General features: G+C 66.0%; 34 protein-coding genes, 2 tRNA genes and 1 pseudogene. 15 read left to right on the forward strand and 22 right to left on the reverse strand.

Annotated features, from left to right (window positions below; all coding sequences use genetic code 11):
• Window positions 1-2: 2 nt before the first annotated feature.
• Both H977_RS0114850 and H977_RS0114855 read right to left on the reverse strand, forming a co-directional pair.
• Entirely contained in the window at window positions 3-1,109 is a 1,107-nt protein-coding gene (locus H977_RS0114850) for an ABC transporter ATP-binding protein (RefSeq protein WP_029108594.1), read from the reverse strand.
• Window positions 1,106-2,020, reverse strand: a complete 915-nt coding sequence (locus H977_RS0114855; protein ID WP_051288873.1) for an ABC transporter substrate-binding protein — start codon at window positions 2,018-2,020, stop codon at window positions 1,106-1,108. The genes H977_RS0114850 and H977_RS0114855 overlap by 4 nt, the downstream gene beginning before the upstream one ends.
• 155 nt (window positions 2,021-2,175) lie before the next feature.
• On the opposite strand from H977_RS0114855, the gene H977_RS0114860 reads away from it, so the two are divergent.
• Window positions 2,176-2,571: a LapA family protein gene (locus H977_RS0114860; protein ID WP_029108596.1), complete on the forward strand. Its 396-nt coding sequence runs from the start codon at window positions 2,176-2,178 to the stop codon at window positions 2,569-2,571.
• A 4-nt stretch (window positions 2,572-2,575) separates the two neighbouring features.
• Here H977_RS0114860 and H977_RS0114865 read toward each other — a convergent pair whose 3' ends face one another.
• Together H977_RS0114865 and H977_RS0114870 are read right to left on the reverse strand one after the other, a co-directional pair.
• On the reverse strand, window positions 2,576-3,604 hold the full coding sequence (locus H977_RS0114865) for a phosphotransferase family protein (RefSeq protein ID WP_036475970.1): 1,029 nt from the start codon (window positions 3,602-3,604) through the stop codon (window positions 2,576-2,578).
• 3 nt (window positions 3,605-3,607) lie between these two features.
• Window positions 3,608-4,216, reverse strand: a complete 609-nt coding sequence (locus H977_RS0114870; RefSeq protein WP_029108598.1) for a histidine phosphatase family protein — start codon at window positions 4,214-4,216, stop codon at window positions 3,608-3,610.
• Between the two features lie 48 nt (window positions 4,217-4,264).
• Between H977_RS0114870 and H977_RS0114875 the strand changes: the two genes are divergently transcribed.
• Both H977_RS0114875 and H977_RS0114880 read left to right on the forward strand, forming a co-directional pair.
• Window positions 4,265-5,020, forward strand: a complete 756-nt coding sequence (locus tag H977_RS0114875) for an SDR family NAD(P)-dependent oxidoreductase (RefSeq protein ID WP_029108599.1) — start codon at window positions 4,265-4,267, stop codon at window positions 5,018-5,020.
• A 59-nt stretch (window positions 5,021-5,079) separates the two neighbouring features.
• Entirely contained in the window at window positions 5,080-5,820 is a 741-nt protein-coding gene (locus H977_RS0114880) for a GntR family transcriptional regulator (RefSeq protein ID WP_029108600.1), read from the forward strand.
• A 49-nt stretch (window positions 5,821-5,869) separates the two neighbouring features.
• Here the strand turns inward: H977_RS0114880 and H977_RS0114885 are convergent, their stop codons facing one another.
• The 3 genes from H977_RS0114885 to H977_RS0114895 all read right to left on the reverse strand — a co-directional run bounded on the left by H977_RS0114885 (window position 5,870) and on the right by H977_RS0114895 (window position 9,252).
• Window positions 5,870-7,204 carry an MFS transporter gene (locus tag H977_RS0114885; protein WP_029108601.1) on the reverse strand — a complete coding sequence of 445 codons (1,335 nt, stop codon included), beginning with the start codon at window positions 7,202-7,204 and terminating at the stop codon, window positions 5,870-5,872.
• 177 nt (window positions 7,205-7,381) lie between these two features.
• Window positions 7,382-8,080, reverse strand: coding sequence for a phosphonatase-like hydrolase (locus tag H977_RS0114890; RefSeq protein ID WP_029108602.1), 699 nt, complete (start codon window positions 8,078-8,080; stop codon window positions 7,382-7,384).
• A 29-nt stretch (window positions 8,081-8,109) separates the two neighbouring features.
• Complete coding sequence (locus tag H977_RS0114895; protein WP_029108603.1) at window positions 8,110-9,252, reverse strand: TIGR03364 family FAD-dependent oxidoreductase; 1,143 nt, start codon at window positions 9,250-9,252, stop codon at window positions 8,110-8,112.
• 150 nt (window positions 9,253-9,402) lie between these two features.
• Between H977_RS0114895 and H977_RS33235 the strand changes: the two are divergent.
• Window positions 9,403-9,576 (forward strand): annotated as a pseudogene (locus tag H977_RS33235) (winged helix-turn-helix transcriptional regulator); the annotation flags it as partial.
• A 5-nt stretch (window positions 9,577-9,581) separates the two neighbouring features.
• On the opposite strand, the gene H977_RS0114905 reads toward H977_RS33235, so the two are convergent.
• The gene (locus H977_RS0114905; RefSeq protein ID WP_029108604.1) at window positions 9,582-10,082 is read right to left on the reverse strand and encodes a metallophosphoesterase family protein; all 501 of its coding nucleotides are present in this window, start codon (window positions 10,080-10,082) and stop codon (window positions 9,582-9,584) included.
• Window positions 10,083-10,175: 93 nt separating this feature from the next.
• Here H977_RS0114905 and H977_RS0114910 point away from each other — a divergent pair, with 93 nt between their 5' ends.
• Both H977_RS0114910 and H977_RS0114915 read left to right on the forward strand, forming a co-directional pair.
• On the forward strand, window positions 10,176-10,532 hold the full coding sequence (locus H977_RS0114910; RefSeq protein WP_029108605.1) for a hypothetical protein: 357 nt from the start codon (window positions 10,176-10,178) through the stop codon (window positions 10,530-10,532).
• A gap of 107 nt (window positions 10,533-10,639) precedes the next feature.
• Entirely contained in the window at window positions 10,640-11,053 is a 414-nt protein-coding gene (locus H977_RS0114915; RefSeq protein WP_155946649.1) for a hypothetical protein, read from the forward strand.
• A gap of 145 nt (window positions 11,054-11,198) precedes the next feature.
• Here the strand turns inward: H977_RS0114915 and H977_RS0114920 are convergent.
• Window positions 11,199-11,271: transfer RNA gene (locus H977_RS0114920), tRNA-Arg, on the reverse strand.
• A gap of 38 nt (window positions 11,272-11,309) precedes the next feature.
• Window positions 11,310-11,401 (reverse strand) — tRNA-Ser (locus H977_RS0114925).
• Between the two features lie 88 nt (window positions 11,402-11,489).
• Here H977_RS0114925 and hisC point away from each other — a divergent pair.
• Together hisC and H977_RS0114935 are read left to right on the forward strand one after the other, a co-directional pair.
• Complete coding sequence (hisC, locus tag H977_RS0114930; RefSeq protein ID WP_029108607.1) at window positions 11,490-12,569, forward strand: histidinol-phosphate transaminase; 1,080 nt, start codon at window positions 11,490-11,492, stop codon at window positions 12,567-12,569.
• Window positions 12,566-13,027, forward strand: a complete 462-nt coding sequence (locus H977_RS0114935; RefSeq protein ID WP_029108608.1) for a DUF4334 domain-containing protein — start codon at window positions 12,566-12,568, stop codon at window positions 13,025-13,027. The genes hisC and H977_RS0114935 overlap by 4 nt, the downstream gene beginning before the upstream one ends.
• Here the strand turns inward: H977_RS0114935 and H977_RS0114940 are convergent.
• Window positions 13,024-13,569, reverse strand: coding sequence for a TIGR03086 family metal-binding protein (locus H977_RS0114940; RefSeq protein ID WP_029108609.1), 546 nt, complete (start codon window positions 13,567-13,569; stop codon window positions 13,024-13,026). The genes H977_RS0114935 and H977_RS0114940 overlap by 4 nt on opposite strands.
• 19 nt (window positions 13,570-13,588) lie before the next feature.
• On the opposite strand from H977_RS0114940, the gene H977_RS0114945 reads away from it, so the two are divergent.
• Entirely contained in the window at window positions 13,589-14,404 is an 816-nt protein-coding gene (locus tag H977_RS0114945; RefSeq protein WP_029108610.1) for a crotonase/enoyl-CoA hydratase family protein, read from the forward strand.
• Here the strand turns inward: H977_RS0114945 and H977_RS0114950 are convergent.
• Together H977_RS0114950 and H977_RS0114955 are read right to left on the reverse strand one after the other, a co-directional pair.
• On the reverse strand, window positions 14,391-15,299 hold the full coding sequence (locus H977_RS0114950; RefSeq protein WP_029108611.1) for an NAD-dependent epimerase/dehydratase family protein: 909 nt from the start codon (window positions 15,297-15,299) through the stop codon (window positions 14,391-14,393). The genes H977_RS0114945 and H977_RS0114950 overlap by 14 nt on opposite strands.
• On the reverse strand, window positions 15,300-15,722 hold the full coding sequence (locus H977_RS0114955) for a hypothetical protein (protein ID WP_029108612.1): 423 nt from the start codon (window positions 15,720-15,722) through the stop codon (window positions 15,300-15,302). It lies immediately after the preceding gene.
• 46 nt (window positions 15,723-15,768) lie between these two features.
• Here H977_RS0114955 and pdxR point away from each other — a divergent pair, with 46 nt between their 5' ends.
• Window positions 15,769-17,166 (forward strand): MocR-like pyridoxine biosynthesis transcription factor PdxR, encoded by a 1,398-nt coding sequence (pdxR, locus tag H977_RS0114960; RefSeq protein ID WP_029108613.1) that lies wholly within the window; start codon window positions 15,769-15,771, stop codon window positions 17,164-17,166.
• Here pdxR and H977_RS35310 read toward each other — a convergent pair whose 3' ends face one another.
• The 3 genes from H977_RS35310 to H977_RS0114975 form a co-directional block, all read right to left on the reverse strand.
• Window positions 17,167-17,316: a hypothetical protein gene (locus H977_RS35310; protein WP_155946650.1), complete on the reverse strand. Its 150-nt coding sequence runs from the start codon at window positions 17,314-17,316 to the stop codon at window positions 17,167-17,169.
• 60 nt (window positions 17,317-17,376) lie between these two features.
• Window positions 17,377-18,102, reverse strand: coding sequence for a cutinase family protein (locus tag H977_RS0114970; RefSeq protein ID WP_029108614.1), 726 nt, complete (start codon window positions 18,100-18,102; stop codon window positions 17,377-17,379).
• A 141-nt stretch (window positions 18,103-18,243) separates the two neighbouring features.
• Complete coding sequence (locus H977_RS0114975) at window positions 18,244-19,161, reverse strand: acyl-ACP desaturase (RefSeq protein ID WP_029108615.1); 918 nt, start codon at window positions 19,159-19,161, stop codon at window positions 18,244-18,246.
• A gap of 198 nt (window positions 19,162-19,359) precedes the next feature.
• Here H977_RS0114975 and H977_RS0114980 point away from each other — a divergent pair, with 198 nt between their 5' ends.
• Window positions 19,360-20,397 carry a linear amide C-N hydrolase gene (locus tag H977_RS0114980; RefSeq protein WP_029108616.1) on the forward strand — a complete coding sequence of 346 codons (1,038 nt, stop codon included), beginning with the start codon at window positions 19,360-19,362 and terminating at the stop codon, window positions 20,395-20,397.
• On the opposite strand, the gene H977_RS0114985 is transcribed toward H977_RS0114980, so the two are convergent.
• The 3 genes from H977_RS0114985 to H977_RS0114995 form a co-directional block, all read right to left on the reverse strand.
• Complete coding sequence (locus H977_RS0114985; protein WP_029108617.1) at window positions 20,379-21,212, reverse strand: MerR family transcriptional regulator; 834 nt, start codon at window positions 21,210-21,212, stop codon at window positions 20,379-20,381. The two genes, H977_RS0114980 and H977_RS0114985, sit on opposite strands and share 19 nt — an antisense overlap.
• A gap of 71 nt (window positions 21,213-21,283) precedes the next feature.
• Entirely contained in the window at window positions 21,284-21,913 is a 630-nt protein-coding gene (locus H977_RS0114990) for a hypothetical protein (RefSeq protein ID WP_029108618.1), read from the reverse strand.
• A 67-nt stretch (window positions 21,914-21,980) separates the two neighbouring features.
• The gene (locus H977_RS0114995) at window positions 21,981-22,646 is read right to left on the reverse strand and encodes a helix-turn-helix transcriptional regulator (RefSeq protein ID WP_231395952.1); all 666 of its coding nucleotides are present in this window, start codon (window positions 22,644-22,646) and stop codon (window positions 21,981-21,983) included.
• 70 nt (window positions 22,647-22,716) lie between these two features.
• Between H977_RS0114995 and H977_RS35855 the strand changes: the two genes are divergently transcribed.
• The gene (locus H977_RS35855) at window positions 22,717-23,019 is read left to right on the forward strand and encodes a hypothetical protein (protein WP_231395953.1); all 303 of its coding nucleotides are present in this window, start codon (window positions 22,717-22,719) and stop codon (window positions 23,017-23,019) included.
• Between the two features lie 159 nt (window positions 23,020-23,178).
• Here H977_RS35855 and H977_RS34465 read toward each other — a convergent pair whose 3' ends face one another.
• Window positions 23,179-23,628, reverse strand: coding sequence for a hypothetical protein (locus tag H977_RS34465; RefSeq protein ID WP_029108620.1), 450 nt, complete (start codon window positions 23,626-23,628; stop codon window positions 23,179-23,181).
• 139 nt (window positions 23,629-23,767) lie between these two features.
• Complete coding sequence (locus H977_RS0115005; protein ID WP_029108621.1) at window positions 23,768-24,034, reverse strand: hypothetical protein; 267 nt, start codon at window positions 24,032-24,034, stop codon at window positions 23,768-23,770.
• A gap of 203 nt (window positions 24,035-24,237) precedes the next feature.
• Between H977_RS0115005 and H977_RS0115010 the strand changes: the two genes are divergently transcribed.
• From H977_RS0115010 to H977_RS0115020, 3 genes are all read left to right on the forward strand, one after another.
• Complete coding sequence (locus H977_RS0115010; RefSeq protein WP_029108622.1) at window positions 24,238-24,516, forward strand: hypothetical protein; 279 nt, start codon at window positions 24,238-24,240, stop codon at window positions 24,514-24,516.
• A 91-nt stretch (window positions 24,517-24,607) separates the two neighbouring features.
• Complete coding sequence (locus H977_RS35315) at window positions 24,608-24,844, forward strand: hypothetical protein (RefSeq protein WP_155946651.1); 237 nt, start codon at window positions 24,608-24,610, stop codon at window positions 24,842-24,844.
• Entirely contained in the window at window positions 24,841-25,389 is a 549-nt protein-coding gene (locus H977_RS0115020; protein WP_029108624.1) for a hypothetical protein, read from the forward strand. Before H977_RS35315 ends, H977_RS0115020 begins: the two co-directional genes overlap by 4 nt.
• 27 nt (window positions 25,390-25,416) lie before the next feature.
• Here the strand turns inward: H977_RS0115020 and H977_RS33245 are convergent, their stop codons facing one another.
• Window positions 25,417-25,725 (reverse strand): hypothetical protein, encoded by a 309-nt coding sequence (locus tag H977_RS33245; RefSeq protein WP_036476106.1) that lies wholly within the window; start codon window positions 25,723-25,725, stop codon window positions 25,417-25,419.
• Between the last annotated feature and the right edge of the window lie 412 nt (window positions 25,726-26,137).

Consider the following 26,137-nt stretch of genomic DNA (forward strand, 5'->3'; position numbering starts at 1 on the left):
GGCTACCCCAGCTCCGGAACGCGGCGCTGCTCCTTGAGCGCCTCGAGCACGTCGTCGGCGCGCACACCCCCGAGGAGCTTGCCGTCGTCGTCGACCGCGACACCGAGCCCGCTCGGTGAGGACAGTGCGGAGTCCAGTGCCTGCCGCAGGTTGCCGTCGGGTGGAAAGAAAGAACCGCCGCCGATGGTGCTGTCGTAGAGCTCATTGCCCTTGCGGTGCACCTCGACGCCTTCGGCGTTGATCCAGGCGAACGGCGTGCCGGACTTGATGACCAGCCTCCACTCCCCCGGGCTCAGGTTCAGCGCGTCGATGTCGTCCGCGTCGACGTGCTCGATCTGGTGCAGGGGCAGACCGGTGGCGTGAAAGAACTGCAGCCCGCGGTAACCGCGGTCGGCGCCGACGAATCCCGCCACGAGTTCGTCGGCAGGATTCGACAGGACGAATGCCGGATCGGCGTACTGCAGAAGTGCCCCACCGCGGCCGAACACCGCGACCTTGTCCCCGAGCTTGACCGCCTCGTCGATGTCGTGCGTGACGAACACGATCGTCTTGTGCAATTCGCTTTGCAATCGGAGGATTTCGGCCTGCAGATCTTCGCGCACCACCGGGTCGACCGCGCTGAACGGCTCGTCCATCAACAGGATCGGCGGGTCGGCGGCCAACGCGCGGGCCACTCCGACGCGTTGCTGTTGACCGCCGGACAGCTGGGCCGGATAGCGGTCGGCCAGTTTCGGGTCGAGCCCCACCCGTTCCATCACGCCGATCGCGGCCTTGCGCGCCTTGCGCCGGGATTCGCCCCGCAACACCGGCACCGTCGCGACGTTGTCGACCACCCGCAGATGCGGCATAAGCCCGGCACTCTGGATGACATAGCCGATGCCGAGCCTCAGCTTGACCGGGTCGACCGTGCTGATGTCCTCCCCGTTGACCGTGAGGGTGCCCGACGTCGGATCGATCATCCGGTTGATCATCCGCATGGACGTCGTCTTGCCACAGCCCGACGGGCCGACGAACACCGTCAGCGTGCCTTGCGGCACTTCCAGATTGAGTTTGTCGACGGCCACCGTGCCGTCGGGGTACTGCTTGGTGACGTTGCTGAAGGTGATCACTTGATCATCGCCTTGTCGAATCCGTTGTCCCTGATCCACTTTTCGGCTGCTTCGTCGGGGTCGACGCCGGAATTGCCCTCCACCGCCGTGTTCAGTTCGATCAGGGCTTCGGTGGTGAGCTTGGCCGACACCGCGTCGAGCACCGTCTTGAGCTCAGCGGACATTTTCTGTGAGGCCACCAGCGGAACGACATTGGCGGCCAGGAAGGCGTTCTTGGGATCCGCCAGAGGGACCAGGTGGTGCTGTTCGATAGCCGGTGAGGTGCTGAAGATGTTCGCGGCGGTGACGGCGCCACTGGTCAGCGCCTGCACCGTGGCCGGGCCGCCGCCGTCACTGATCGCGACGAAGTTCACCGGCGCAATATCCAGCCCGTAGTGGGACTTCAGGCCCACCAGCCCTGTCTGGCGGGTCTGGAATTCCGACGGTGCACCCACTTTCACCTCAGCCGAGTGCGCGGTCAGATCGGCGATGGTCTTCAGATTCCAGCGCTGGGCGGTCTCGGCGGTGACCGCCAGGGTGTCCTTGTCCTCGGCGGGTGAGGGATACAGGATGGACAAATCCCCCGGCAAGGCTTTGAACAGCGCGATCAGCACCTCATCGGAGGTCGTGGCGGTGGCGTCCTTGTCGAAGTACTGCAGCAGATTTCCGGTGTACTCGGGGATCAGATCGATCGAGTGATCCTGAACCGCAGGCACATACGTCTCACGGCTGCCGATACCGAACTGCCTGCGGATCTGAAAGTCGTTGGCCTCCAGAGCCTGGGCATAGATCTCGGCGATGATCTTGGACTCCGGGAAGTCGGCGGAGCCGACCGTGATCGATTTGAGGTCGCCCGAGATAGGTCCGCCGCCCAGCGGATTGGCGCTTCCGCAGGCCACCGCCAGCGGCACGATCAGGGCGAGCAGGATCATCGCGATGGCCAGGGGTTTGCGCTGCACAGGCGCGTCCTTTCGGCGTCGGCGGCTGGACGATCGGCCTCTGACGACCCTAACGGCACACCCGACATGCCGCCGCGCTTTACCCCACGGTGGTTTGCTTTGTCGCCTGGACGGGCAAAGATGGCAACATGACCAGCGATCCGTCTGCATCGCCCGATTTGCCTGAGCCCACTGCGGCCATACCGGACCCCGCAGCACCCGACCCAGCCAAAGCCCCCGAGCCCGGCAAAACCCCGGCCAAAACCAGTAAGGCCACCGAGCCCAAACTCACCCGCGCCGGAGCCTTGTGGTCAGCACTGATCCTGGGCTTCCTGGTGCTGATCGTGCTGCTGATCTTCATCGCGCAGAACACCGAACCGGTTCCGATGACGTTCATCAGCTGGCACTGGTCGTTGCCGACGGGCGTGGCGATCCTCGGTGCCGCAGTGGCCGGCGGGTTACTGACCGTCGCCGCAGGCTCGGCACGGATCTTCCAGTTGCGCCGCGCGGCCAAGAAGAACTTCAAGGCCGCGCAGCGCAGCTGACGCGTCAGCCGATAGCGCGCAGACCCGATGCGATGGCCGGTGCCACCGCTTCGCCCACGCTGGTACCGCCCGGTGACTCAGAACCCTGCCGGGCGCGGAAGTCGATCCCCGCGGCGATGATCGCGGCCTTGAAGTAGGCCAGCGCCATGTAGAAGTCCCAGTGCGCCAGATCCTGGCCCGACTGCACCGAATAGCGGTTGGCCAGCTCGTCGGCCGACGGCATGAGCGGTGAACTCCACGCCGCTTCCATGCTCAGGATCAGGTTGAACATCGGGTCCCGATACACGCACATCAGTGCCGCGTCCGACAACGGATCGCCCAGCGTCGACAGCTCCCAGTCCAGCACCGCCAGGACCTTGGTCGGGTCCTGTGCATCCAGGATGGTGTTGTCGATGCGGTAGTCGCCGTGCACGATCGAGGCGCGGCTCTGCGCGGGAACCGACTCGGCCAGGGCCTGATGCAGACGTTTGACGTCGTCGTCGCGGGGATCGTCGGGGAGCCGGACCAGATCCCACTGCGAACTCCAGCGGCGCACCTGGCGTTCCAGGTAGCCCGCCGGCTTGCCGAAGTCGCCGAGACCGACCGCCTGCGGGTCCACCGCGTGCAGGTCGGCCAGCACCCGGATCAGGGCGTCGACACTGCGGCTGATCACCTGCTCGTCACCGAGTGCGTCGAGTTCTGACGCGCTGCGGACGACGAGGCCGTCGACGTTCTCGACCATCTGGAACGGCGCGCCCAGCACGGAGTCGTCGTTGCTCATCGTCACCGCACGGGCGACCGGGACCGCGGTGCCGCTCAACGCCGCGACCACCTTGTACTCGCGGGCCATGTCGTGCGCGGACGGCGTCAGCCCGTGTAGCGGCGGGCGGCGCAGAACCCAGGCCGACGCGTCGTCGCACACCCGGAAGGTGAGGTTGGAACGGCCACCGGCGATCAACTCGGCGCGCAGCTCGCCACTGCGGGCGATGCCTTGAGAGCGCAGATGCCGGTCCAGAGCAGTGAGGTCGAGCCCCTCCAGATTGGTCACCGTCATTGTTTACCACCGCACATTTCGTGGCAGCAGGTCCCATACGTGCTCGGTGCCGTTGACCGAGGCGACGGCCAACTTGCCCGAGCGCGAGGACAGCAGCCGGGTGACCGACGCGTAATCGACGTGGAAGGACAGCAACCGCTGGGTGCCCAGGATCTGGTGCAGCAGCACGTTGATCACACCGCCGTGGCTGAACACCGCGACGGTGTCGTCATGGTCGCCGCTCGCCACGAGTTCCTCGACGGCGGCATCGATCCGCGCCAGGAATGCCTTCTCGTCCACGCTGCTCGGCAGATGACCTTGCATGAGCCGGGTCAGCTCCTCGGGGTTCTCCTTCGCGATCTCCTCGATCGGCACGTAGTGCGACATGTCGCGGTCGTACTCGGCGAGCCGCTCGTCGACCTCGACCTGCAGCCCCAGCTCCTCGGCCAGCGGACCGGCGGTCTGGACCGCACGCCGCTGCGGGCTGCTGACGAGCCGGCTGATGGGAAACCGGGCCAGGGCCGCGGGCAAGCGCTGCGCCTGGGCGATGCCCTCGGCGGACAGATCAGGGTCGGACCCTTGACCGGGCTCGCTGCGGAGCGGTAGAGCATGTCGGACGAGAAGCAGTTGCACCGTGTCACCATAGGGCCGCGGTGCGGGACGGCCGGAGAGGGCTGCGACATGGGCTATGCCGACGAACTGTTCGATCTCACCGATCGGGTCGTGCTGGTCACGGGCGGCAGCAGGGGGCTCGGCCGCGAGATCGCGATGGGAGCGGCACGCTGCGGCGCCGACGTCGTGATCGCCAGCCGCAATCTGGACTCCTGCGTGGCCGCGGCCGACGAGATCACCGCCGCGACGGGCCGCGCCGCCCTGCCCTGTCAGGTTCATGTGGGGCGGTGGGATCAGCTCGACGCTCTGGTCGAGGCCACCTATGAGCGGTTCGGCAAGGTCGACGTGTTGGTCAACAACGCCGGCATGTCACCGCTGTACGAATCGCTCGGCTCGGTCACCGAGAAACTCTTCGACTCGGTCGTCAACCTGAATCTCAAAGGGCCGTTCCGGCTTTCGGCCCTGCTCGGTGAGCGGATGGTCGCCGCCGGCGGAGGCGCGATCGTCAACGTCAGCTCATCCGGATCACTGCGACCCGACCAGTACATGCTGCCCTACGCCGCGGCCAAGGCCGGCCTGAACGCCATGACCGAAGGTCTGGCGAAGGCCTTCGGTCCGACCGTGCGGGTCAACACCCTGATGGCCGGCCCGTTTCTCACCGACGTCAGCAAGGCGTGGGACATGGCCGGCGACCCGTTCAGCCACCTTGCCCTGCGACGGGCCGGCAACCCGCCCGAGATCGTCGGCGCCGCACTGTATCTGATGTCGGACGCAGCCAGCTTCACCACCGGCTCGATCCTGCGGGTAGACGGCGGCCTGCCCTGAACACGGCACGGTAATGTAGCTCGTAGCAAACTTGTCATGACAACCGGAAGGTGATGCGGATGGCGGGGCCCCGTTCACGCCACGAGCACGTCGCAGCCGAACTGCGCCAACGCATCACCCGCCGCGACTACGCGATCGGTCAGGCACTGCCCACCGAGAGTGCGCTGTGCGCCGAGTTCGACGTGTCCCGCGGTCCGGTACGCCAAGCCCTGGCCACACTGAAGAACGAGGGCCTGATCCGTGTCTCGCGGGGCAAGCCCGCGGTGGTGCGCAGTCACGACGCCACGCAGACGCTGGACACGTTCACCCCGTTCACCCAGTGGGCCGAGCGGGTCGGACGTACCGCGGGGAACCGCACCATCGAGGTGGCGCGCCGCCGCGTACCCGAAACTGCCATGGAGCCATTGGGTTTGACGCCCGACGACTTCGTGGTCGAGGTCCTGCGCGTGCGACTGCTCGACGGCGAGCCCGCGATGATCGAACGCAGCACATTCATCGAGCCGGTGGGTTCTCTGCTGTTCGAGTTCGACACCGACTCCGGCTCGATGACCGACTACCTCGCCAGCCGCGGCGTGTACTTCGACTCCATGGAGCACGTGCTCGACGCCGTGGCCGCCGGTCCCGACGACGCCGCAAACCTCGGTATCGCGCCGGGCAGTCCGCTGCTCCGTGAGCGCCGCGTCTCGCGCGATCAGCACGGCGTGGTGTTCGAATGCGCCGACGATCGCTACCGGCCGGACATGGTGGCGTTCAGCATCGTCAACGCCCGCACCAAATTCTCCTCCGCCGAACAGACATGAAACTGCCCCTTTCACGTCGGAAAGAGGCAGTTTCATGTCTGTTCGCGGGTCAGTCGGCGGCAGGCATCCGGTTCCAGTGCGGGATCAGAAGCAGCATGGAAAGCAGTGCGGCAGCGGCAAATCCATAGAACAACGTGGAGGTGTTCAGATAACCGGGCAGCAGACCACCCAGGATCGCGCCCACCGAGCCGCAGCAGTTGATGAAGCCGGCCGCGGTACCGGCGTGCTTGGAGGTACCGAAGTCCACCGCGGCGACACAGGAGATCATCGCGTCGGCGCCGTAGACGCTCAGACCGATCAGACCGAGCACCGCCACCATGATCCAGGGGTTGCCGGTCGCAGTGAGCGGTCCGAACAGCGCCAGCACCGCCACCAGCATTCCCAGACTGATCACACAGGCGGGCACCCGGCGCGCACTGAACACCCGATCGGAGATCCGGCCAAGCAGGATCGGGGCGATCACGCCGGCGACACCGAATGCCACCGGGATGGCGACGGCCTGGAACTTGTCACCGTCGACCAGGCGCTCGGCGACGATCACCGGGCCCCACAGCAGGATCGCATAGCGAGCCGGCTTGAGCAGGAAGTACGACGCGCCAAGGGTTCTCACCATCCGGTCACTCAGTACGGCCTTCAGCGATTCCTGCCATGTGGGCTTCGGCTCGGCCACAGCCTCCGCTTCGGGCGAGTCATCGAGCTCGACACCTTCCCGAGCGTCCTCCGACGCCCGGTACTCCTCGATCGACGGCAACCCGACGTCCTGCGGCTTGTTGCGCTGGAACAACAGCACGAGCACGAACACCCCGACCACGATGGCGGCACCGGTGAAGAACGCCGCGCGCCACGAGCCGAACACGTCGTAGGCGGCCCAGCCCAGGATGGGTGCGGCCACCAGGCCGCCGAATGCGTAGTTGGTGCTCCACAATCCGAGGACGCGACCCCGTTCTCCGATGGAGAAGAACTGGGCCATGTTGCTCAGCGTCGGGGACCAGCCGGTGGACTGGGCCAGGCCCTGCACGATCATCAGCGGCAGCAGGAACACCAGTGCGGGCAGCAGACCCATGAACACGGTGGCGATCGCCGATATCGCCAGGCCGCCGAGGATGACCACGCGGGGACCGAAGCGGTCCGAAACCTGGCCCCAGACGAACTGACCGGCGGCATAGGCGGCGAGGTAGGCGGCGTCGAGGTTCGCCAGAGTGCTCTTCGTCAGGCTGATGGACAGGATGGGATCTTCGAGAATGCCCAGCTTGGCGACCGAAAAGGCCTGCCGGGTGAAATAGAAGCCGGCGTAGGCGATCCAGGTGACCGCAAAAATCTGGATGCGCCAGCGCCGATAGCGCGGGACTGTCGTCGGGGTGATGGAAGTCGTTACGTTGGTCATGAGAATGCACCTAATGTGGGCGTGCTGCAGGCGGTGTGCTGACGGGCCGGGGCAGATTGCCGAGAGACTGTGGCCGAACGTCAAAAGCAGGTTTCTCGAAAGAGAACGACGTGAGAGCGGTGCGGCGGTCGGGAGGCAGGCCTACGACCGACCGCCGCAAGAGCTGTTGTGTTCGGGTTACCGCAGCGCTGCCACCAGCGCGGGAAGATCGGCGACGCTGTTGAGAATGTGTGTGGCACCCGCCTCGGAGAGCTGTGCCCGGTTGTGCGCACCGGTCAGCACACCGACAGAGGCCCGCGCGCCCGCGCGCAATCCGCTGATGACATCGGAAGAAGTGTCACCCAGCACGATCATCGAACGCACGGAATCGGTCTGGGTCTGCATCAGCGCAGCCAGCGGCATGTCCGGATACGGCCGGCCACGCACCCCCGGCGACGGGCAGAGCACGATATCGGCGAGGTTCTGCCATCCGAGCGCGTCGATGATGGCCGACTGGGTTTCTTTGGCGAACCCGGTGGTCAACGCGGTCTTGATGCCGCTGGAGCGCAAAGACGTAATGACTTCTTCGGCACCGGGGATGGGGCTGCAATTGCCCTCGGCCACCAGTTGGCCGTAGCAGCGTTCGAACTCCTTGTTCGCGGCCTGCGCCTGCTCCTCGTTGCCTTTCGCCAAGTGACGGAAGACCACGATCTTCGACTGGCCCATGGTGTCGGAGACGTAACGCAGCATCTCCTCGCGGTCGGCGTCGGTCTTCGACAACCCCGCATGGCTGTCGGCAGCCAGGAATGACTGCTGAACCAGCCCGCTGTCCTCCACCGTGGTGCCTGCCATATCGAACACGATGAGGCTGATCGGGTCAATTGTCTTGGTGCTCATGGGTTATCCCTTCTCGTCAATCGGATCGTTCAGGCGTGTGCGACGACTTTGTCGCGGTCAAGGGCGTTTTCGACGCTGTCGTAGGCCAGGCCCATGCTGGTGGTCATGCCGATACCGGTGGTGACGGTGACGACGTGGGTGCCCTCGATGGGCTGCTCGACCAGGAACTCCTGCCCGGGCGCCGAGGTGTAGACGCCCTGCCAGCGTTCAGTCACCTCGATGTCGTTGACCCCGAACAGTTTCCGTGCCTCTTCGAGGAGGACTGCGAAGCCCTCTTCGGACTGGAACGGCGGTGCGGAGATGTCGCGGTAATGGGTGTCGCCGATCAGCAGAGAGCCATCGGGTTGCGGCGTGTACATCTGGTGCAGGTCGATGGCGACGTAGTCGGGGTGTTCGGCACGCAACCGCTCGGCCACTGCCCCGGTACTCGGCAGCCCTTCGAATCCCGAGTACCTCAGCAGCGACCAACCGGTGAACAGCGGTGCCGGCAGGGCGAAAGCCAGCGGCAGCCGCGCACGCAGCATGTGCAGCCGGCACCTCAGCAGGCCGTCACGTTCGGCCAGCGCGGGGAACAATCGATCGACGTCATAGTTGACCGTGACGAACGTCGTACCTGCGCGTAGTGGGCCGCGCGACGTGTGCACTACACCGAGCTCGAAACCGGATGCGGCAGTACGCCAATGGAAATCGACTCCTTCGCTGGCCAACCACCGTGCGATCGACGGTGCCGCGGTGCGCGGGTCGACCTGCAGATCGTTCGGTAGGTACATGCCACCGGTGACCCCGGTCGGTACCGCCGGGATCCGTTCGAGAATCTGCTCGCGGCTCAGCAGCCGGACCTCGCCGTCGTCGCGCGTGGTCGCGAACTCCTCCATGACCGCGCGCTCGTCATCGTGGCGGGCGATGCAGAAGGTTCCCGACTCCGACGACCAGAAGCCGGCCTTACGGGACAGGTCCAGCCAGTGCCGGCGACCGTTGCGGCCATAGTCCCGCGCCACCCCGGACTGCGCGGTGATGCAGGCGTGGCCGAAGTTCTGGACCGAGGCGCCGACGACACCGTCGGCATGATCGACGACGGCGACAGACAGTCCCCGCTGGTGCGCGTGATAGGCGTGCGCCAGGCCGACGATGCCCGCACCGACGACCACGACGTCGTAGCTGTGATTTCCCATGCGGTCACTGTGGTCCACATCACCACAACTTGTCAATACAAGTTTTGAGTTTTTACCTCGTGTCTATATATGTAAAGTGCCGTTCACCTCACGGCGTCGAAACGCTCACGGCTGCCGGGCGGATCCGGCTGATCTCGTCGGCCCCGTGCCCTCAAGGAGCTTCAGCGTCACGGCGTGGTGCATCGGGAGAGCTATCACGAGGTGCCGCCACGGGTGGAGCACTCGATGACGTCCGCAGGCGAGGAGATACTCGAATCCCTTGAACCGCTGGGCGATTGGGCCACCAAGCACATCACGCTGATCTGTGCGGGCGAGGCGAGCTAGCCGCGTCAGGACCGGTCCAACGTGTGCAGCGTGACCTCGTCGAGCACACCCGCGGCGATGTGCGCCGTCATGTACGTACAGTACGGCTGCCGTCGGCGGTCGGTCGGCGATCCCGGATTGAGCAGGCGCAGGCCGGTTTTCGCGGTGGTATCCCACGGAATGTGGCTGTGCCCGAACACCAGGACGTCGGTGCCCGGGTAGTCCCTGGCCATCCGGGCCTCCCGACCGGTGGCCGCGCCCGTCTCGTGCACGACGGTGAATCGCAGACCGTCCAGAGTCACGTCGGCGCGCTCTGGCAGTCGCCTGCGCAGTTCCGCTCCGTCATTGTTTCCCCAGCAGCCGATCAGGTGCGCCGCACGCGAGCTGAGCGCGTCGAGCAAGGTGGGATCGACCCAATCACCGGCGTGGACAACGACATCGGCTTGATCCACCTCGTCCCACACGCGAGCCGGGAGATCCTTGGCGCGCTTGGGTACATGGGTATCGGCGATGAGAAGCAGCCGCACCCGGCCGAGCCTACGTGACCGATGCGGACGAGCCCGGGAAGCACTTCGGCGGGTTCGGCGATCAGGCGCTGTCGCGGCGCTTACACTCCGACGATGGATCTACTACGCAATGTAGTTGTATATGCGCATCTGCTCGGTTTCGCGGTGATGGTCGGCGCCTGGATCGCCGAGGCCGCAGCCCGGCGCTTCCTGATCACCCCGGTGATGACCTACGGCATGACGCTGTCACTGCTCACCGGTCTGGCCCTGGCCGCGCCCTGGCCGGCGGGCATCGTCCTCAATTATCCGAAGATCGGCACCAAGCTGGTCATCCTGATCGCGCTAGGCGCGGTACTGGGCATCGGCACGGCGCGCCAGCGTCGCGCAGGCGGCCAACCGGTCATGCCGCTGTTCATCGCCGCCGGTGTGCTGCCGCTGCTTGCATCGGCCATCGCGGTGTTGTGGAGCTGAGCCCCAGGCCAGGCCCGAACCTGAGCTGAACCTGAGACCTTCCCGTAAAGTTAACTGGCAAACAACTTTTGTCGGCAGGTACGGGAACGATGGGTCACAGACACGCCATGGCAACCGCCAGGGTCATGCGCACGGCGGCATTCACGGGATGCGATTCGCCGCGCGGCGACATCGGCGTCCGAGCGCGGACGCGTCCCGCCAAATCCCCGCGTCAAAGCCACCACGGCGTGTTCGAGCAGCCGCGGCAACGGCGCTATGCCGGACAATTGAAGACCTCGACGTCCACGGTGGCCGGCCGGTCGCCGTGGATGAACGATCGCGTCACCGTGCTGCGCGGCTTCCTCGCCGATCTGCACGGTCTGCACCTGCCGTCCGATCTGGCCCGCGTCCAGGTGGCCGGCCATGTCGAGCTCCTTGTCTCCGTGCTGCGATTGAACCGGCAGACCGCGCGTCAGTTCGTGACCGACGACGTATTGCGCGAGATGGCCCTCGACATCGCCACAGCCGTCGCTTCCGAGTAGGTCCGGAGTAACTCACCCGCGGGACTGGCTGTCGACGCCGAATCGACGCCAGGGTCGTCGTTTCGCACGAATCACAGCCTTGGTGTCGATCTCGACAAAAAAATCGAGGCGCGGTCCGCAAGACCGCGCCTCGATTTCTCCAGAGTGCGCCCGAAGGGATTCGAACCCCTAACCTTCTGATCCGTAGTCAGATGCTCTATCCGTTGAGCTACGGGCGCCTGTCGTTATTCAGTTGTGCGGTTGACGGTATCAACCTTGGCGGAGGCGAGAGGATTTGAACCTCCGGTCCCCTGTAAGGGGGACAACTCATTAGCAGTGAGTCCCATTCGGCCGCTCTGGCACGCCTCCTTTGAACTTCTGTGAGGGTACCGGACTCCGCCCTGTCGCCCGAAACCGCCGAGGGCACACAGTACACAGCCTCCCCTATCCTGGCCAAGTGAGTATCCGTCTGCGCCCCGAAATGGCCGACCTTCCGGCGTACGCACCAGGCAAAACAGTTCCGGGCGCAATCAAGATCGCGAGCAACGAAACGGTGTTTCCAACGCTTCCCAGCGTGCGCGAGGCCATCCTCAAGGCCACCGAGAACATCAACCGCTACCCCGACAACGGGTATCTGGACCTGCGCGAACACCTCGCGAAGCACGTCGACTTCGCGCCGGAGAACATCGCCGTCGGCTGCGGTTCGGTGAGCCTGTGCCAGCAGTTGATACAAATCACATCCGCCGTCGGCGACGAAGTGGTGTTCGGATGGCGCAGTTTCGAGATCTATCCATTGCAGATCCGCACCGCGGGCGCGACCGGCGTCCCGGTCCCGCTGCGTGACGAGACTCACGATCTCGACGCGATGCTCGCCGCGATCACCGATCGCACCCGGCTGATCTTCGTCTGCAACCCGAACAATCCGACCAGCACCGTGGTCGAACCCGAAGCGCTGGCCCGGTTCGTGGCGGCGGTGCCCTCGGACATCCTGATCGTGCTCGACGAGGCCTACGTCGAATACATCCGCGATGGGCTGGTGCCCGACAGCCTCGGGCTGGTGCGCGCCCACCGCAATGTGGTTGTTCTGCGCACCTTTTCGAAGGCGTACGGGCTGGCCGGCCTCCGCGTCGGATACGCCGTCGCCGATCCGGAGATCATCACCGCGCTCGGCAAGGTCTACGTGCCGTTCAGCGCGACGAGTGTGTCCCAGGCCGCGGCCATCGCCAGCCTGGAGGCCGCCGACGAACTCCTGGCCCGCACCGACGCCGTCGTCGCCGAACGCATCCGCGTCAGCGCCGCCCTGCGCGACGCCGGATTCGAATTCCCGCCCTCACAGGCGAACTTCGTCTGGCTGCCGTTGGCCGAGCGCACCCTGGACTTCGTCGCCAGGGCCGCCGACAACCGCCTGATCGTGCGCCCGTACGGTGAGGACGGCGTGCGGGTCACCATCGGAGCGCCGCACGAGAACGATGCCTTTCTGGAATTCGCCCGACGCTGGAGCGCGGGCGGCGGGACTCGGACAGGAGCGACCACGTGAGCGACGCACGCGGCACATTCGACGGATTCGTGAGCCGCGAGGGCCAGATCCCCGACGCCGAACTCGACGCGTTCTGGGCCGTCCTGGCGCCCGCCGGCATCAACTTCATGCTCGGTGAGTGGAAGGGCGGCGCGTTCGACACCGGCCACCCCGTCAGCGGCCTGCTGAAGAAGGCGAACTGGTTCGGAAAGACGATGACGTCGCCGAACGACGTGCAGCCGATCGTGTGCCTCGACGAGGCCGGCAACAAGTTCAACAACGAGAAGCTCAGCAAGGGCGGCGCCAGCCTGTGGCTTGAGGAGTTTCGCGGCGAGGTGACCGCCACCATGGTCTACGACGGCCAAGCCATCCATGACCACTTCAAGAAGGTCGACGACACAACCGTCATGGGCATCATGAACGGCAAGGCGGGTCTACAAGACGGCCGCTACGGCTACTTCTACCTGCAACGCGTCTAATCCGTCGGCCGGCGGCCCGTAAAGGCCAGCAGCCGGTCCAGCGGCGGTGCGTCCGCGCCGAGCGCAACCGGGTCGTCGAAGCCGGCGCGCACGCGCCCCTCCGGCGTAATGATCTCGCGCGCCCACCCCAGGACACACTCCGGCTGCTCAGCCTCCACGTCGACCGTCTGCCCGGTGGCAGCGGCGTAATCCCAGGCGTGCACGAGGAATTCCAGCGACAGGATCCGGGCCATCATCTGGGCGGGCGCCTCACCTTTCCCGAACGGGACGGTGCCCTCCACCCCGCGTCGTCGCCATGCGGCCACGGCCTGCCGCGCCGCGGCGATCACCTGATCCTCCACCGAGGCCGCGCCGTCGCGTTCGGGCATCTGCGCCCCGGCCGCCGAGCCGATCAACGTGATCGAGTTCAGCAGGTGGTCCGTCAACCCCGCCACGTCGAACTCACGACACGGGGTCGGACGGGACAGATCATCCGGAGTGACGCCGTGCAGCACGCTTTGCAGCACGTCGAGCGTGGCCTCGGCGCTATCGAGTTCATCCATACTCGGTAGTGTCCACCCCATGTCTGACACGTACGAGTCCGTTTCCGTCGAGATCAAGGACCACGTCGCCCAGGTGACGCTGCTGGGTCCCGGCAAGGGCAACGCGATGGGTCCGGCGTTCTGGGCCGAGATGCCGGACGTGTTCGGCACTCTCGATGCCGACCCCGACGTGCGCGCGATCGTGCTGACCGGCTCCGACAAGAACTTCAGCTACGGCCTCGACCTGCCGGCCATGGGCGCGACGCTGCCCGGCCTGGACGCCGGCGCGAAGGCTCGTTCCGACTTCCACACCACACTGCGGAAGATGCAGGGCGCCATCACGGCCGTCGCCGACTGCCGCACCCCGACCATCGCCTCGATCCACGGTTGGTGCATCGGCGGCGGTGTGGACCTGATCAGTGCGGTGGACATCCGCTACGCCAGCGCCGACGCCAAGTTCTCGGTGCGCGAGACCAAGCTGGCCATCGTCGCCGACGTGGGCAGCCTGGCGCGGCTGCCGCTGATCCTGTCCGACGGGCACCTGCGCGAGCTGGTGCTGACGGGCAAGGACGTGGATGCGGCGCGGGCCGAGAAGATCGGTCTGGTCAACGACGTGTACGCCGACGCCGACGCCTCGTTGGCCGCGGCGCATGCCACAGCCGCTGAGATCGCCGCCAACCCACCGCTGACCGTCGCCGGGGTCAAGGACGTTCTCGATCAGCAGCGCACCGCGAGGGTGGCCGAGAGCCTGCGCTATGTGGCCGCGTGGAATTCGGCCTTCCTGCCGTCGAAGGATCTGGCCGAAGCGGTCACCGCGATGTTCCAGAAGCGCCCGCCCCAGTTCACCGGGGAATAGGCGTCCAGCCGAGCTCTGCCTTGGCCTTCGCGTTCGACAGCGGCAGCCAGGCCGTGCCGAATGCGGTGGCCGGGTACGGCGCAATCAGGCCGACCAGCCGGTGCGAGACCGGCACCGGTCGCGGCCGATGCAACTTGCGACTTAACTCCCCGACGTAGTCGCCGAACGACTGCGGACGGTCGTCGACGATGTTGTAGATCTGGCCACCGCGTCCCCGGTCGAGGGCGTCCGCGGTGGCCCGGGCGACGTCATCGATGTGTACCCACGACACGATTCCGGGGCCGGTCAGCGCGGGCATCGCCCACCATTTCGCCAGGCGGGTGAACAGTTCGTCGTGGGTGACGCCAGGCCCGTAGAAAACGCCGTAGCGCAAGACGATTCCCTCGGTGCCGCTGTGTTCGCCAGAACCCAGCACGGTGCGTTCCATGCCGCGCAACGCCGCGAGCATCTCGTCCCCACCGCGCGGCGGTGGACCCGGGTACGGGTCGGACTCGTCGATCAGGTCCGGCCCCGTCGGCCCGTAGCCGTAGGCGAAGATCACCGACTCGGCGACGACGCGTCGCACGCCGGCACGCTGGGCGGCGGCCAGCAGGTTGCCGGCGCCACGGCTCCACAATTCGATGGCCGGCTCGAAATCCTTCATCCGCTTCGGCCCCAACTTGGGCAGCGTCGTCAACAGGCTCACCACCGCCTCGGGACCGAATTCGGCCAGCACGGAGTCGATCTGGCCGGCATCGAGGACGTCGGCGACCACGGGCTTGGCGCCGGCCGCCGAGATCTGGGCGGTCTTGGATGGAGAGCGGGTCACGCCGATCACCTCGTGGCCCCGCGAAATCAGTTCCCGCAGCAGCGGGATCCCCGGAACACTGGTCGCACCTGCCACCAGGACGCGCATCTAGAGTTCTCCTGCCTTCTCGTCGGACATACTGGTGCGCAACGCGATTGCCAACAGCACCGTGGTCACCACCAGGCCCGCGGCCTCCAGCCATCCCACCCACGTCCCGGCGGCATGGTTGGTGTCGATCAGGTGGCTCAACGAATGCAGGGCCCAGTGCACGGTGGCGAAGGCCAGCGTGGGCACCCGCCACCGCGGCCACTTGAGCGCGGCCAGCATCATCAATCCGAGCGGCAGTTCGAAGGACGCGTTGTCGAGGATGTAGTGATCGTTGCGCATGCCGAAGGCGCCGATGGTGTCGTAGAACGGGCCCGGCGCGAGCAGCATGAACAGACCGAGGCTCACCGAGTAGACGCCGAAGACGGCGAGGACCACGTCGGGGTAGCGCCGGGTTCGGGTCACCGGGGGCGCAGCATTGGCCATGTCATCACGCTAGCGCCGCAGTGGTCTCCGAGTAGGCTCCAATTTCATGGCGAATTCGGGTACCAGTTCTGCCCCCGAACTGCTCGTCGAACTCGACCGGGACAGCGCGCAGCCATTGCATCGCCAGCTCGCCGACGGACTGCGCGACGCCGTCCGAACGGGCCGGTTGACGCCCGGCTCCCGCATGCCGTCCACCCGCGTACTGTCCGCCGACCTCGGGGTGTCACGCCGCATGGTGGTCGAGGCCTACAGCCAGTTGACCGCCGAGGGGTTCCTGCACAGCAGCCAGGGCGGCAGTACACGTGTCGCCGCCGTCGACGTCGTCCCTTCGAGCCGCATCCGCCCCGACCACACGCGCGCCCGCTTCGACATCGACTTCGCCCCCGGCTCACCGGATCTCACGAGTTTCCCGCGCCAAGCCTGGCTGCGCGCCATGCGACAAGGACTGACCGAGATCGAGTCCAGCGCGTTCGGCTACGTGGCCCCGCACGGATTGCCCGCCGCCCGGACCGCGGTGGCCGACTATCTGCGACGCACCCGCGGCGTGGTCGCCGACCCGCGGCTGGTCGTCTTGTGCTCCGGCGCAACGCAAGCCGTCGCGCTCCTGGCCCACTGCCTCGACGACAGGGTCGCTACGGAAGACCCCGGATTCTGGCTGCATCGAATGGTTCTGCGGCACAACGGTATCGATCCGATACCCATCCCGGTGGACGGCAACGGCATCGACGTCGGCGCGCTGGCCGCAAGCGAGGCGACCACGGTGCTGACCACCCCGGCACACCAATCACCCACGGGAGTGGTGCTCTCGGCCTCGCGGCGCACCGAACTTCTGGAATGGGCCCAACCCGGGCGGTTGATCGTCGAAGACGACTACGACGCCGAATACCGCTACGACCGGGCCCCCGTGGGCGCCCTACAAGGGGTGGCACCCGATCGGGTGGTGTACCTCGGCTCGACCAGCAAGACGCTGGCGCCCGGGCTACGCATCGGCTGGATGGTGGTGCCCGCGCATCTGATCGACCGCGTCAAGACCGCCAAAAGCCTTGCCGACACCGGCAGTTCGGTGATGGACCAGATCGCGTTCAGCCAGTTCCTGACCTCCGGCAGCTATGACCGCCACCTGCGTCAGATGCGCCGCCGGTATCCGGCACGACGCGCCGCACTACTGACCGCCCTGTCGCGGCACCTACCGCTGGCCGAGGTTCTCGGTGCGGCGGCCGGGGTGCACCTGACCGTGCGGTTCCCACCCGGCTTCCCCATCGAGGAACTCACCCGCCGTGCCGCCGAGTCACGGATCCGGCTGGAGCCGCTGGCACCGTGTTACGCCGATCCGGCGACCGCGCAGGCCGGTCTGATCCTCGGCTATGCCAACCTCACCGAATCCCAGATCGCCACGGGTGTGGAGATCCTCGGCGAGGTGGCACGGCAATTGGATACGACGTGATCAGCCCGCCTGCTTGGCCGACTTCCGCTCTGCCAGCTTGTATTTCACCAGAGCAACCAGCGCCTTCGGATTGCGCGCGAACGCACCCGCGGCCTGCCATCCCAACTTGGCCTTCTGGCCGAACGTAAGTTGCTGCTCTTGTTCCGTCACTGACTCTCCCCTATCCGGACAACGTTGCCCGAACAGTAGCGTGCGTCAGTGTGGGAGCTCCTACCGCCCGGCCGCCTGGTCGACACTGCGGTCGGCCGGCTTGATGCCCAGCTTGCCGACCACGTAATCCGCAGCCTGATCCGTCAACCCGTTGGCGGCGTACAGATTGTGCGCGTTGTTGTCGCTACCAGTGGGCGAGCACACCGGATCCTCCGGGATGCACAGATCATCCGTCTTGGCGACGTACCGGGAACCGACGGTGATCGGCGGCGCGCCGGTGTAGATCATCTGCAGGAACCCGCTCGACGGCTTGCCGAACAGCGCCACCGCGGCGACATGGTCAGCCACGTCCGCCGGAAGCGGTCCGGAGATGCTCGGCGGCAACACGAACCCCTGCGGCACCGTATCCGCGGTGATGTACGCGGCGACGGCCGCGCCCTGAGAAAAGCCGCCCAGCACGATCTTGCTGTTCGGGCAGGCCGCGGCCGTGGCCCGCACCTTGTTGCTCGCGTCGGCGACACCGTCGGCCGCAGTCGCGAAGTCAAGTGACGCCGGGTAATTCACCGCGTAGACGTCGACGGACTTGCCGCCGGTCCTGGCCCGCAGCGCATCCACGAACGCGTCACCGATGCCACCCACGCCCGGCGGCTCGAACGTTCCGCGCGCGAACACCACCTGAACGTCCGCGCAAGGATCAGCCGACGCCTGACCGGCAGCGGCAATACAACCGCCCGCCACGAACACCGCAGACCCCACCGCACCCAACCAACGACCAATTCGGTTCATCTCGACCACCCAGCACTCGACCCGATCCACGGCGACAGCACGCGCCCACACTCCTCGATACCCAAGATCGAGCCTCAGCGAATCCCCAGGAGCATGTGATCTACGACACGTTTTGGCGAAAGTGAAGACAACCCGAGGTGCCTACGAAGCCGCTCCGACGCTCTGACGCTGGCGTTTCTCTTCGTAGAACCGCGCCCGCTCGTCGACCGCGTCGAGGAACTGGCCGAGCTCTTCACGGGCCTTTTCACCTTCCGGACCGAAATCGGTTCGGTCGAAGATCCGCCAGAAACGCAATACCGGTTGCAGCACGTCGTCGTGGTGCACGCGAAGGTCGTAAATGCCGGCCTTGGCGATGGTGATCGCGTTCTTCTCGAAGTCGGTCATTCCGATCCCGGGCATCGCGAAGTTCACCACCTCGTCACGGACGGCCTCCATCGCCGCGTCGGGCGCGATGTCCAGTGCTGCCGCCATGAGATTGCGGTAGAACACCATGTGCAGGTTCTCGTCGGCCGCTATCCGGGCGAGCAGTTGATCGGCGATCGGGCAGCCCGATTGCCGGCCGGTGTTGCGGTGCGATACCCGCGTGGCCAGCTCCTGGAACGACACATAGGCCAACGCCGCCAACGCGCTCTTGTCACCGGAGTCATATCCGGCAACCGTATGCTCCATGCGAAGCCGTTCCAGCGCAACAGGATCCACGCCGCGAGTGACCACCAGATAATCGCGCAACGCGATACTGTGACGGCCTTCCTCAGCGGTCCACTGCCCGACCCAGGTGCCCCACGCGCCGTCGCGGGAGAACCGCGTGGCAATCTCGCGGTGATACGAGGGCAGGTTGTCCTCGGTCAGTAGGTTGACCGTCATGGCCACCTTGGCAACCGGGTCCAGCGGTGAATCCTCGGGGCGCCAGTCCTCACCCCCGAGGAACCCGAAATCACGTCCCCGACTCCACGGGACGTAGTCGTGAGGAAACCACTCCCTCGCCATCGACAGATGACGGTCGAGGTTGTTCGCGACAACCGGCTCCAGTTCGTGGAGCACTCCTGTGTGGGTATCCATCCAGTCCTCCCAACGTCTACAGCAGAGGCGCCGGCACCGACGTGTCGGCTAGAACCTACGGTACCGTAGGTTACGCAACCGTAGGTTACGTTTGGGTGAAACCACAACCGCAACCGGCCGGGCCACCAAACGTTCTGTGGCGCTGCGGCTTTCAGCGACTCGACCTCGCCGACCTGGGGCCGCACTAGGCTCGCTTCGATGTGCACGCGAGTCATCTGGCCTGAAGCGCGCGATGCGGTCCTGGTCGGCAGGAACATGGACTTCCACAAAGACCTGATGACCAACCTCTGGAAGCAACCCCGCGGCGTCCGGCGCGACGACGCGGTATCGGGCAAGCTCACGTGGACCTCGAAGTACGGCAGCGTCGTCGCCGCCGCCTTCGACATCACCTCGGTGGACGGACTGAACGAGGCGGGTCTGGCGGGACACATCCTGTGGCTGGCCGAATCCACCTACGGCCAGCCGGACCCCTCGCGCACCCAGCTCGGACAGGCCATCTGGCTCCAGTACTTCCTGGACAACTTCGCCACCGTCGCCGAGGCCGTCGACTGGATCGCGGAGACCGATGTGCAGGTGGTGCAGATGGACGATCCCACCGGCGGGGTCCGACCCGGACTGCACCTGGCCCTCGACGACGCGACCGGAGACTCGGCGATCATCGAGTACGCCGAGGGCCACGCGCGGGTGTATCACTCGAAGGACTACACGGTGATGACCAATTCGCCGACCTTCGATCATCAGCTGGAACTGGTGAAGTCATTCACCGGCCTGGGCGGCGAGCAGCCGCTGCCGGGCTCCACTCTGGCCAGTGACCGCTTCGCCCGGGCGAGCTATTACGCCAGCCGGTTGCCCGCGCCGGCCTCTCAGGTGGAGGCCATCGCGAGCATGTTCTCGGTGATCCGCAACGCCGCGCAGCCCTTCCGCATCCCCGACCCGGGCAAGCCCGATGCCTCGCAAACCATCTGGCAGGTGGTGCTCGACCTCACCAACAAGCGGTACGTCTACGAGTCCACCACCCGCCCCAACATCGTGTGGGTAGACCTGGCGGATCTCGACTTCTCGGAAGGCAGCCCACAGCTCAAGCTCGACCTGATCGGTGAGCTCGCGGTGCAGGGCGGTATCGCAGGCAACGTGGCCGACAAGTTCGCGGACAAGGGCCCCATGACGTTCCTGTCCATGAAGGTCATGGAGGCGCTCGAAGCGGCGGCCGAGAAGGGTCAGGCCACCGGCACGTAGACCTTCGTCTTCAGCCGGTCTTCGGGTACCTCGCGCGGGTCGTCGAGGTACACGTTGAAGTGGTGCGTCGTGGCATCGTCGACCGCGCGGGTCAGGCTCAGTCCGTGCTCGGTCACGTAGGCGCCGATGAGTTCGTGGGCCCGCGGGATCGCCTCGGCGTACGGGCCGGTGACGGTGGCCACCACCGCGCGTCGAGCCGGGGCGACGAGCACTCCGAGCGGAGCCCGGGCGGTGGTTCCAGCGGGGACCTCGAGGAACACCGACTCGTCGACATCGGATTCGCGGAACTCGTCATCGTGTTCGATGCAGCCGCCGAACTGTCCGGGCGTGATGCCCTGCTCCTGCAGGGTGGGCATGAACCGCGCCCACAGCTGTCCCTCGGCGGCGTAGTTCGGCAGGGTGTCGCGCAGGTAGACGGCGGTCAGGGCCGGGACGGTCTCTTCGGTGACGGTGTCGGTCATGGTGAGTTCCTTCTCGGCGAGTAGGTGGTCGATGAGCTGGAGCCGCGCGTTCGCCTCGTCAGCCGCCGCGACGAGTTCGATGCGCTGGGCCGCGAGGGCCGCATCGAACGCCGGGGTGCCTCGGAGAGCCAGCAGGGCTCCGATGGCGGACACGCCGAATCCGATGTCGCGCAGCCGCCGGATGGCCGCGGCGTCAGCCAGCTGCGCCGCGGCGTACCTGCGGTAGCCGCTGACCGCGTCCACACGCGCGGGCACCAGGACACCGTGCTTGTCGTAGTGGCGCAGCATGCGAACGGAGATGCGGCTCAGCGAGGAGAACCTGCCGATCGGCATCAGGGACGGGGTGTCGGTCACGGACCAGAGCCTGCCGTCTCACACCGTGTGAGAGTCAAACCCGGCGCTAGCAACAGGTTTCGTCCGCCTCGTCAGCACCAGCAGCCGCCGAACGATGAAGTGTGCTCGTCGGTCTCGATCGACTCCTCCCGCACCACGGTGCTGCCGCCCCGCGGATCGAAGTGCAATATCGAGCTGAGCGGGTCGTGCCGGATCCACACGGCCACCGACAAAGGATGCCCCGGGCGGAAAATGTAGGAGACGAGTTCGATACCACCGGGCTTCCCGAGAGCTCGGACATCGGACACCGCTGCTCGTATCCGCTGCCCCGACAGATCCGCCGCGGTGAACGCCGTCTCGCCCGCGTGCAGGTCGGGCATCGAGTTCATGTCCTCCACCTCGCCGTCGCGCACCCAGTAGAGGTGTAGCCGGCCATCGTTGGCGACGGCCTCGACCGAGATCAAGTTCGAGGTCACATCGACTCGCCGCATCGGCAGATCGCCGAGCCGCATGCGCACCAAGTCCAGCTCCCCGTCCAGCCGCTGCGAGGAGAACAAGTCCTCGTTGGTTCCGCCTAGCGCACGGGTGATCCGGCCGGGGACGTCGCCGACGACCACGACCACCGCGGCGATGGCCACGAGGACCGAGACGACGACGACAGCGGCGTACTTCGCCCGGTGGTTCGGCCGGGGTGCGTCCGGTTCTGTGTCCCGCGTGCTCATGGACGGATGGTTCCACAGCGTGCCGTGAGGGAGCGGAAGTTGCCGCGATGTAGGCCCCGGTCACCTTTCATTCGTGGCGGCGGTAAGCGCTGGGTGACATACCTACGCGGTTTTTGAATGTCGTGGCGAAATGGCTGGGTGTGGAGAATCCGACGTCCATGCCGATATCCGTGATAGACATCGCCGTGGTGGCCAGTAGTTTCTTCGCCCGGTGTATCCGGCGGTCCAGGACGAACTGATACGGCGTGGTGCCAAAAGCGGCGGTGAAGGCGGCTGAAAACTCGGCAATCGTCATCTCGGCGAGTTCGGCGAGGGCCGCAAGGGAGATTTCCGAATCGAGGCTGTACTCCAGGTATTCCATCAATCTGGCGCGTGTGAGCCTGTCGAGGCCGCGGCTACGCGGGCCGCGGGTGGTGGCGCCGCCGAACTGATCGACTAGGTGTAAACGCACGGTTTCGGCCAGCGACTCGGTGAGAAGCCGCGCACTGACATCGCTGCGGTCGGCGATGGCGGCCATACGTTCGATCAGCTGGTGCACAAGCGGATCACGATGCCTGGTGCGCGGAGTGAGGTCGCGGTCGGCAAGCGCGACGGTGGGGATGCTCAATTCGCAGAACTGGACGGCGTTTCCGTGAGCAAGTGCGGCGTACCGATGCTCTGCGGGAATGACCCATACATCCCCGACCAGAGGAATATGGGGGCCGCTGGGACCGCGGTCGAAGTCGATCTCCATGGATTGCAGCCGCCCACCACGGTGCACGACGACGACATGGTGGGTTTCTTCGAAGCACCAATCTGTCGGTGTGGTGATCTGCTCGGAGATGAACCGGAACTCGATCCCCTGCGCGGACGTGGTGACGCTGGACAGCATCGTGCGCGGACTGCGCTCCCGCTTCCCGTCCCACACCGGCAAACCCATCGTCGGCATTATCTCTCACTTCATGGCACTCGGCACACCATGTGTGGCGAACCTCGCCCGGACTAAAAACTTCTACAGTGCATCGAGCACCCACAGTGGTGGAAAGACCGGTCACTCAGGTGGTGGTGCACACCAAGGGTTTTCGGAAAGTTTGCCGATATATTTCGAAAGCACTGAGCAGTGCTGAACGCATATTGTCGCTACGCGTCATACGAATAGGCGTCGTGGACGTGCGATCCGGTTGCCGGGACACGACTCACCGGCAACCGGATCTTCTACCGCCCGCAACGCCCGGCGGGATCGCCGGTATCAGGTGGCGGGGGTGATGGCCGGCCGCTGTACCGACTCACACCTGGCCGAGGGCGTCGACGTCGGTGACGCTGACCCAGAAGCCCTCGTTGGTGCGGTTGTTGGTGAACCGGGTGCCATCGTCGAACGCCTCCATTACCCAGCCGTTGGTGATGTAGGTCTGGTCGCAGAGGATCAGGTGCGGCGGGTGGATCACGCCGAGGTCCGCGGTTAGGTAGGTGAACGTCCCGTTCTGGTTGAGCGACACCGAGTTTGGGACGTCTCCCGCGCTCGCGGGCGGCGGATCGACGAACTGCACCGTGCAGTTCACACGATCGTCCTCGATGCCGCACAGCATGGGTCCCGACTCGGTCCTGATGTAGGTGACCCCGTGCGGCCCTGACGGCAGGATCTGGTCAGCCGCAGCGATACCCGGAGCGGCCATCGGTCCACCCAAGGTCGCACCGCTCACCGCGGCGCAGATCAGTACCCGTCCACGAACGTTCATCGCGTACTCCTCAACGTGTCACGCCATTGGATGCCTGGCAGCGCTGCGGACCGCGCTGCGGCGCGAGATGACCGGCCGGCAGCCCCGGAACCCCCGGCCGGGGCTGCCGCACCGCCATGCCGCCGGCGAACGCCGACGACTAGTTGGGGACGTCGGAGTTCCAGAGGTACCAATGAGTGGTGTCGCCGTTGTCGTCGCCGATCCGGCAATACCAGTACGGGTACGCGCGGTCATTGATCTGCAGGCGCACGTTCGGTCCATCGGCCCGGCACTCCGCCTCAGTGAGGTAGTACTCCTCGACGCCGTCATAGCCGACCACCAAGATGTCGTCGGCGCCCGCAACGCCGGTCGTGGCGAACACGGCGCTCAGCGCCAACGCACCCGCGACAGCAAACCTCTTCAGCACGGGGTATCTCCTCACACCCACCCCGGGGACGGTCGCCCCGAGCAAACTATGTAGAAGCTACCCAGCGAACGTCCAGTTAACTTTCACAAAAACTCACGCCCCTTTCGAAAAAGTGGCGGTAGAGATGTGACACGGACGTGGATAGCAACGTTATCGTTCGCTTCGACGTGCACTATTAGGTGCACAGATTTAGAATCCACTCCATGTTCAGCAACCGACAACTCTTCCGCGACCCTCCCGGCGAGCTAACCCCTGCGCAGGAGTCAACGGCCAGGAACGCTGCCCGCCGGGCCGCTCGGGAGGCACGTCGTTCGCTGCGCACCGCTCGCGGTCAGTACCGGCGCTACCGTGCGGTCGCGGGAGCCGTTTACCTGGACTGGCCCCGGTGGCACGGGGAGTACCTCAACGAGTATCACGGTGGCGGCGGGATCAACGAGGGTGGCCTCCAGGTCGGCACAATCGTTCCCGGCGACGCGCTCTGACAGCCGCCCGAGCACGCCGACACGAAGCAGTTACCCGCTATTGTTCAACAACATGCGTCCCACGACGTCGTTTAAGTCGTCCATCGCTTTCATGGCAAAGCCGCGTACCGCCATTGTCGCCGCCGCGATCGTCGCAGGCTCCGCCCTGTCCGTTGCCGCCCCGGCGGGCGCTGAACCGATGACGGTGTGCCCGCCGAACCAGCCGTCGAACTGGAACGGGCAGCCGTGCTTCCCGCAGCCGTGTGTGCCGCCGTACGCGCCGGGCATCCCGCCGTGCTTCATGCCACCGCCGCAGATAGGGCCGAACGGCATCCCGGTGTTCGGGTGAGCCACGTAGAGCTCGGCGGGAAGCGATTCACCACTGCGCGGATCGCCCGCGTCACCGCAGCAGGGGCGTGGTGGGTGTTCGTCGTCGCCCGGCTCATGGCCGAGATGAACTCGTTCGGCCTCCCGCGCCGCTACGCCGACTACGGCAGCGAATCGATATTCGGAGTCGGCTTGGGCCACAGCGACTCTGGTTGGGCCGCGTACGAGCCGCTGACCGACCAGTCCTCGTCGCCCGTGACCGACTTCTTCTACAGCGTGAACCTCGTGTCATCCGTCGCGGTCTTCTCCTTGGCCGTGACCGTGATCGCCGCGGTGGTCGAAGCTGTCGCGGTCGGCAGGTGGCCGGCCGGTGTCGCAACGATTCTCACTCCGGTCGCGGGGGCCGGCATCATCCTCACAGCGCTCTACTACCGGAGTGGATTCGCAGGCGGATTGCAGCTGAACCTCACCATGGCGTTCGTGCTGGTACTCCTCGGCGTGGCGATCCGCGAGGTGTGGAGCCGTGCATGGGCGCCCCGCTGGACGCGCCGCGCCGCCGGCATGTGACGAGACCCAGCACCGCTGGATCGGCACCTACACCTCGTCGGGGGGCATTTCCTCGCGGTACCACTCGAGTTCCGGCGAGGGCCGGAAGGCCAACCAGCCCACCGGGAGATCCGCCAACGCGCGCAACGACGGGTCGGCGCCGACCACGCACCCCATGCACGCGAGCTTGATCTCCCGGACCGGGTCCGGAGTCTCACACACGAACTGCCATTCACCCTGCCGATCGTGGAAGACGGTCAGGACCGGTAGGCCGTCCTCGAGGACCTGGCGAGTGGTGAAGGCCGCGATGTTGACCGGCGTAGCAAAGGGCCAGTCGGATTGATCCACACATGCCATAACGTAAATCGTAACTGCAGCAAACTTCAGGCGCGCGTCGAAAGCCATCCGACCCGCAGCGATCCGCACCCACAGCGGCACTTCCGGAGGTGTAGCTAGCGGTCCTCATCCTCGGTGACTCACACGGTGCCGCAAGGACTGACGAGGGTCCGAGCTGTCAGCGCATCATCTAACTTGTCCGTCAGCGCGCGGGCGTTGCGCCCGGTGAGTTCGAGCGTGCCCGTCTCAGGTGCCCACCTCACCAGCACAGTGCGACATGGGGATGTGACAAACGCGAGCCCACGACTGTCCGGAACTTGTTGGGACACAATGGATTTATCGCGGCGCAAAGAAGAAGCCGAAGAAAGAACCGAGCACCAACAAAAAGAGGCCGCTGGCACCGCCGAGCTACCCGCGCGGGTACCTGCCGGGA

It is taken from the genome of Mycobacterium sp. URHD0025, from assembly GCF_000426065.1.
Taxonomy (GTDB): Bacteria; Actinomycetota; Actinomycetes; order Mycobacteriales; family Mycobacteriaceae; genus Mycobacterium.